The 6,890-nt window shown below is 33.5% G+C and carries 6 protein-coding genes; all 6 read left to right on the top strand.

The window, feature by feature from the left end:
• The coding region (locus BUB36_RS14390; RefSeq protein ID WP_073151769.1) for an ATP-binding cassette domain-containing protein at window positions 1-491 on the top strand (491 nt) is incomplete at its 5' end.
• Between the two features lie 439 nt (window positions 492-930).
• Window positions 931-2,700: an ABC transporter substrate-binding protein gene (locus tag BUB36_RS14385; RefSeq protein WP_073151766.1), complete on the top strand. Its 1,770-nt coding sequence runs from the start codon at window positions 931-933 to the stop codon at window positions 2,698-2,700.
• Between the two features lie 98 nt (window positions 2,701-2,798).
• Window positions 2,799-3,806 (top strand): ABC transporter permease, encoded by a 1,008-nt coding sequence (locus BUB36_RS14380; protein ID WP_073151763.1) that lies wholly within the window; start codon window positions 2,799-2,801, stop codon window positions 3,804-3,806.
• 1 nt (window position 3,807) lies between these two features.
• Complete coding sequence (locus BUB36_RS14375) at window positions 3,808-4,644, top strand: ABC transporter permease (RefSeq protein ID WP_073151760.1); 837 nt, start codon at window positions 3,808-3,810, stop codon at window positions 4,642-4,644.
• Between the two features lie 2 nt (window positions 4,645-4,646).
• Window positions 4,647-5,615, top strand: a complete 969-nt coding sequence (locus tag BUB36_RS14370; protein WP_073151758.1) for an ABC transporter ATP-binding protein — start codon at window positions 4,647-4,649, stop codon at window positions 5,613-5,615.
• Window positions 5,616-5,636: 21 nt separating this feature from the next.
• Window positions 5,637-6,437, top strand: coding sequence for an ABC transporter ATP-binding protein (locus BUB36_RS14365; RefSeq protein ID WP_073151755.1), 801 nt, complete (start codon window positions 5,637-5,639; stop codon window positions 6,435-6,437).
• Window positions 6,438-6,890 lie beyond the last annotated feature (453 nt).

Below are 6,890 nucleotides of genomic sequence, written 5' to 3'. Positions count from 1 at the left end.
TGGGATTACTTGAAAATCCAGATACTGGAACAATCAATGTATGTGGTGCAACAGATGTAAAAGCCAATTCACGACAGGCACAGCATTTATTACGCACAAAAATAGGATTTCTTTTTCAAAATTTTGCTTTAATTGATGATAAATCCGTTAGCTATAATTTAGATATAGCTTGCATAAATTCTAAAATACCAAGAAGCAAATGGAATGATAAGAAAACAAAACTTTTGAAAGATTTACAACTTAATATTTCTTTAAAGGAGAAAGTATACAATCTTTCAGGTGGTGAACAACAACGTCTTGCACTTGCAAGGATACTGCTTAAAAATTGTGACCTGATATTTGCTGATGAGCCAACTGGCTCATTGGATATCTCTAATAGAGACATAATTCTTGATATTCTTTCACAGCTAAACCGCAAAGGCAAAACAATTGTCTTGGTATCACATGACTCCTATATAGTGAATAACAGCCGTAGGGTTGTAGAATTATAGTTTGCGAACCTGCCTAAAAAAATTATCCTGCTTTTGCAAGTTACATCTGTTCTTTGGTTTACAGTTTTAGCGCTTTTTTCTTTTTGAATTAAATTAAAAAAATAGCATCTTTAAAACTATTATGTTCTTTAGGTGCTATAATTTTTATTAATATATTTTTTTATATCCACAAGAATCGTCTGAGACTGCTGAAAAAACCTATTTTTTTAGCAGTTTCAGACTGGACCATTGTCATCTATAGCTGTTTGTTAATGACCTTCTTTACCTTACTACGCTCAATTCCCTTAGGTGGTAAAATATTTATCTTGATTTTTTCACTTAAGGCAGTATTGAACTAAAGGGACAGTCCCTTTGGTTTATTCCAATCAAGACAAACGAAACGTCCCCTTGTCTTAGAAAGCTTGCTTGTTTTTTACTTATTTTTGTTCTTGTGCTTTCTATGTTAGCAGGATGTGGTAGCAAATCAAATACAAAAAGTGCTGATGTGGAGAATACTACAAAGACTGGAGAAACTACGACAGAAAAAACTCAAAATGAAAAAACTGCTGCCGAGAATAAAACTGATGATTTAAGAAAGGAAACTTTGTTTATTACAGGACTTGAATGGGGTCCGCCATCAAGCTTTAACTACTTTACTGGAGTTGCTTCCTTTCCAGTAAATAATCAGAATAATATGTTGGTCTATGAAACTTTATTTATGTATAATGGCCTAAGCGGAGAAATTGAGCCTTTGTTGGCTGAATCCTATAAATGGATTGATGACTATACTATTGAAGTAAAGCTTGATAAAAGAGCGTATTTTAACGATGGGGAGCCTGTCAAGATAGAAGATGTTATTTATACCTACGAATTAGGAAAACGCTATGATATATTATGGAGTAGTTTATGGACGTATATTGATAGTGTTGAGTCAAAATCAGATGATACCATTATCTTTAAACTCAATAAAAAGGATTACAATATATTAGCAGTAACTGAAAGCTTAACAAATGTACCAATACATCCTAAGCATATTTGGGAGAAGATTGAGAAGGATGCCAATTATGACATTTCAGAAATAAATAAATTTTTTAATGAATCGCCTGTAGCATCTGGTTCATATAAAATTTATTCCTATGACGATACTAAAATTACTCTTGTGAGAGACGATAACTATTGGGGCAAATCAAAATTTGGCAAATTACCTGCTCCAAAATATATAACCCATATTTTATTTAAGTCAAATGATGCAGCAAGTTTAGCCCTTAAAAGAGGAGATTTAGACTATAGCCAGAATTTTATTCCAAACGTATGGAAAATGTGGGAAGATGGTGCTGAGGTTAGAACTTACTTAGAAGAAGCGCCATATTACCTTTCAGATTCCATGCCTTCAATTTACTTTAATCTTTCAAAACCTGGACTAGATAATCCAGATGTAAGAAGAGCAATAGCATATGCTATTGATTACAAAAAAATCATTGATATAGCAATGAATGGATATTCTGATGTAGTGGAACCAGCACTTACTGTAAATAATGAGCTTGAATCTAAATACATAGATAAAGACGCTATTAAGCCTTATCAATGGAAATATGATGTTGATAAAGCAAATGAAATATTAGATTCAATTGGAGCCAAGAAGGGCGATGATGGAATCAGAGTTTTACCAAATGGGGTAAGATTAGGTCCTTGGAAGCTTGAATGTCCATATGGATGGACAGACTGGAATGCAACTTTGGAAATAATCCAGCAAAGTGCAAAGAAAATAGGTATTGAGCTTGAGACATATTTTCCAGAGGATACGGTGTATGAAAATGATAGAAATACAGGAAACTTTGATATAGTTATGAGTACACCTGCCGATGTTATAACTCCTGCACAGCCGTGGAAGAGAGCACATGATATTCTGAGCGCTAAGGAGTTACCACCTTTCGGAGAACAGGCATATTGGAACTTTGGTAGGTATAAGAATGAAAGGGCAGAAAAAATACTTGAGCTGATACCAGCTGAAAAGGATATAGAAAGATTGAGAAAATTATATACGGAGCTTACTATCATCTACTTAAAAGATATTCCAACTATACCATTGATGTATAGACCGACATATTTCTTTACAGTTAATGAATCTGTTTGGACGAATTTCCCACATGAAAATGATGGAACTGGTATACCTCCATATTGTTTTGATGGAGCAGGTATTAAATCCTTATATAATCTCAAGAATAAGTAAAGAGATTTTTATTTTAAGCCGTAGAGAATTTACGGCTTGAAACTCATATAATTTGTATTTTCATATATAGAATATTAATGATAATTAGGTGAAGACATATGAATAATTATAGAAAATATTTTCTTAAAAAAGGCATATGGTATATTTTAACGTTGGTTATTGCTTTAAGCTTAAACTTCTATTTACCAAGGATGATAAAGGGAAATCCAGTAGATTCAATTCTTTCTAAGTATAAGTCTGTCGGTAATACCGATACCAGAAAGAAGCTATATGAAACCTTTACCAAAGAATTTGGCTTAGATAAGCCCTTGCCAATGCAGTTTTTGATATATTTAAAGAACCTTACAAAGGGAGATTTAGGGACTTCTATAATGATGTATCCCAAAAAGGTAAATGCTGTTTTGGCATCTGCCCTTCCGTGGACTGTAGGGTTGCAGCTTCCTGCAATATTATGTGGATGGCTACTTGGAAATGTTTTGGGAGCCTTTGCGGCATATAAGAGAGGGGTATATGATAAAATCATCTTTCCTATTTCGCTTTTTGTAACCTCTTTTCCATTTTTTATTTTTTCCATAATACTCTTATATGTATTAGGAATTCATTTTGAGTTATTTCCGATTGGAGGAGGTTATGATTATAATTTAATTCCAGCTTTGAATTTTGAATTTTTTAAATCGGTTATACGATATCATACATTTCCCTTTCTTTCCATTGCAATTGTTATGATAGGAGGTCAGGGTATAGGGATGAGAGAGATGGCATTATATGAACTTAATTCAGATTATGTGAAATATAGTAAGTTTCTTGGTATTAGAGAATGGAAAATAATACAGTATGTATTTAAAAATGCTATGCTTCCACAAATTACTGGATTAGGACTTTCTTTAGGAACGATGGTATCAGGAGCATTAATTACAGAATTAGTTTTTAATTATCCAGGGGTTGGCACAACTATGTTTGCTGCCATAAGAAATTTGGATTATCCTTTAATATCTGGGTGCACTTTGATAATTACCCTTGCAGTATTATTATCTAACTTTATTATAGAAATACTATACGGTATTATTGATCCAAGAATCAAGTCAGCACAATTGGAGGATAGCTAAGATGAGGAGTTCATTATATATATTGCTAAAATCACCTAAATTTATGATAGGGGTTTGTCTATTGTTTGTTTTTTTTGCGTTTATTGTAATTTACCCAATGATAAATACTAATGATCCTTTAGAAATGGTAAATATGAGATTTCAACCACCTAGTAGTAAAAATATATTGGGAACCGATGGATTTGGGAGAGATGTTTTGCTGGAAATGGCACATGGAACTAGGACTTCTTTGACTGTTGGTGTTATATCTGGATTAATAGCTACGACAGTAGGATTAATAATAGGGATATTTTCAGGTTATAGAGGTGGGATTGTAGATGAAATATTGAGTTCTTTAACCAATGTTTTTATTGTTATTCCATCCTTCATTATATTGATTTTGGTTTCGGTTAGTATTCAAGCTAAAAGTGTATTTATTATTGCAATAATAATAGGACTTACAAGTTGGCCTTGGACAGCAAGGGCTGTTAGAGCCCAAACGGTATCTCTGCGGAATAGGGATCATGTAAATCTGGCAAGAATATCAGGATTTAATACGGTAAAAATAATTGTTTTTGAAATATTACCGTATATTATGTCATATGTAGTTATGGCTTTTATTATTCAACTTGCATCGGGAATTTTATCCGAGGCTTCTGTTTCGATGCTTGGTCTTGGGCCCAGCAATACCATATCCTTAGGTATTATGTTAAATTGGGCCTTGTTGCAGGAAGCACCATTATTTAATGCATGGTGGACCCTTATACCGCCTGCACTGACTGTTGCACTGATTACTTTTTCATTCTATTTAATCAATTTAGGTATGGATGAAATTTTTAATCCTAAGATAAGGAGTTAATTATGTCTAGAAAATTATTGAAGGTGAAAAATCTTAAAACATATTATAAAACAAGAATGCATGAGAAAATATATGCTGTTGATGGGGTAAGCTTAGAGATTGAAGAAGGTAAGGTTTTAGGAGTAGCTGGAGAGTCTGGCTGTGGAAAATCGACTCTAGCCCATAGTCTCATGGGCTTGTATATTCCACCTTTATATTACAGCCAAGGCTCTATAGAAATAGATGGAAAAGAGATTATTATCGATGATAAAGAATATTTGAGAAAAAATGTTTTAGGAAAAGAAATTTCATATATTCCTCAGGCAGCTATGAATGCTTTGAATCCTACCTTGAAGATAAGAAAATTCATTGAGGATATTATGGCAGAGCACAGACCAAATCTCAGTAAAAAAGATGTATATGATTTAGCTGCTGAAAGGTTTTCAAATTTAAACCTTTCACCTAGAGTGCTTGATGCATTTCCAAATGAGTTGTCCGGTGGGATGAAGCAGAGGACGATAATAGCTATTTCTACTATACTTAACCCCAAGATACTTGTAGCTGATGAACCTACTTCTGCCCTAGATGTATCCAGTCAAAAAATAGTGATGAAGTTAATTAAGCAGTTACTTGAAAAACAATATATAAAATCTCTAATTTTTGTTACCCATGAGTTGCCGCTTTTGTATCATATAGCCGATGATATTGTTATTATGTATGCAGGTGAAATTGTTGAAAGAGGAAGCAGTGACGAAGTTATTTTTGACCCTATTCACCCGTATTCAAAGGCACTTATGGCATCCATGCTGGTTCCTGAAAAGGGAGCGAAGGATCAGAAATTAGTTGCTATACCTGGCTCGCCACCTAACTTAAAGAGTGTTATAAAGGGCTGTAGGTTTGCTGATAGATGTAAGTATGCAGATGAGGAATGTAGGAAGAGTAAGGTGCATGAAAAAATACTTGATAACAGGATATATAGATGTAAGAAATAATATAATAAAGGAGTTATCATTATGTGTACTCACGATTACATTTTGTCAGGTAAGAATATAACTAGGGTATTTGGACAAGGAAAAAATAAAGTTGTTGCAGTTGACAATGTAAGCTTTTCATTTACAAGAGGGGAGATTATCTCTATTGTTGGAGAGAGTGGTAGTGGTAAAACAACATTGGCTAAAATACTACTAGGACTTTTAAAACAAAGTGACGGTGATATATTTTATTGTGGAAAGAAATTAAATTTAAAAGAAAGAAGAAGCAGAAGGGAATACTGGAGTGAAGTTCAAGCAGTATTTCAAGACCCTTTTTCATCATTCAATATGTTCTATAAGGTTGAAACCTTGCTGAGAAATTGTCTTAAGTTGAGGAAAAATAAGCTATCAAAGGAAGAACAGGTTGCGGCTGTGAAAGATGCCTGTAAAAGTGTAAATCTTGAGTATGAAGAACTTTACGACAAACATCCCTTTGAATTATCTGGCGGACAGATGCAGAGATTAATGATTGCCCGTACATTTCTAATTCGTCCAAGAGTTCTAATAGCTGATGAACCGACATCAATGATTGATGCATGTTCACGTGCTTCTATTTTGGATATGCTTCTTAAATTAAGAGATGAAAATAATACGACAATAATATTCATAACTCATGATGTAGGGCTTGCATACTATGTAAGCAATACAATCTATATTATGGAAAAGGGAAGAATTATTGAACGGGGTACAGCAGATGAAATAATATTAAATCCTAAAGAGAATTATACACAACAACTATTAAAGGATGTTCCTAAAATTTATGAGAGTTGGGATTTAGCATAAAACCTAGCCTCTTGAGTTTTTATTGGTAGACTGTTGCAATTTGATGATGAAGTGCGAGATATGAAAATCCTCCTTATACTATTTTAATAACAAGCCCACGATAAAAGATCGTGGGCTCAGGCTGTTGACAAAAGTCCAATTTCTGCGTTACTGCCAAAATCTCCGTTGCTCACTTGCAAGCAAAGCAAGCTCCACTACTCGATTTTGGCGTGCCTTGAACTTGAACTTTTTTCAAAGCCTGATATCTTGTAGACTTTGTCTACAATCTAAGCCCACGATAAAAGATCGTGGGCTTGTTATCTTTTTTAAGTATTGAATTGAACTCTAAAATTCCATTAGAGAAAAATTCACCAAAGGTACTAAGGTTGATATTTCGTTGAAAAACTGTGTTTACAAGGCGTATTTTTGTTATTTGAGAATCTCATGTTTAGATAATTTATTTAAAACTTTAAA

The organism is Paramaledivibacter caminithermalis DSM 15212 (assembly GCF_900142245.1).
Taxonomy (GTDB): Bacteria; Bacillota; Clostridia; order Peptostreptococcales; family Caminicellaceae; genus Paramaledivibacter; species Paramaledivibacter caminithermalis.
Note: the sequence above shows the minus strand (reverse complement) of the source record. Positions and strands in the feature narration are given on the sequence as shown.

Bases quoted from the DNA above. Each gene is read 5' to 3' on its own strand.
- BUB36_RS14370 (WP_073151758.1), top strand. From the start codon at position 4,647: ATGTCTAGAAAATTATTGAAGGTGAAAAATCTTAAAACATATTATAAA.
- BUB36_RS14380 (WP_073151763.1), top strand. From the start codon at position 2,799: ATGAATAATTATAGAAAATATTTTCTTAAAAAAGGCATATGGTATATT.
- BUB36_RS14375 (WP_073151760.1), top strand. From the start codon at position 3,808: ATGAGGAGTTCATTATATATATTGCTAAAATCACCTAAATTTATGATA.
- BUB36_RS14365 (WP_073151755.1), top strand. From the start codon at position 5,637: ATGTGTACTCACGATTACATTTTGTCAGGTAAGAATATAACTAGGGTA.
- BUB36_RS14385 (WP_073151766.1), top strand. From the start codon at position 931: ATGTTAGCAGGATGTGGTAGCAAATCAAATACAAAAAGTGCTGATGTG.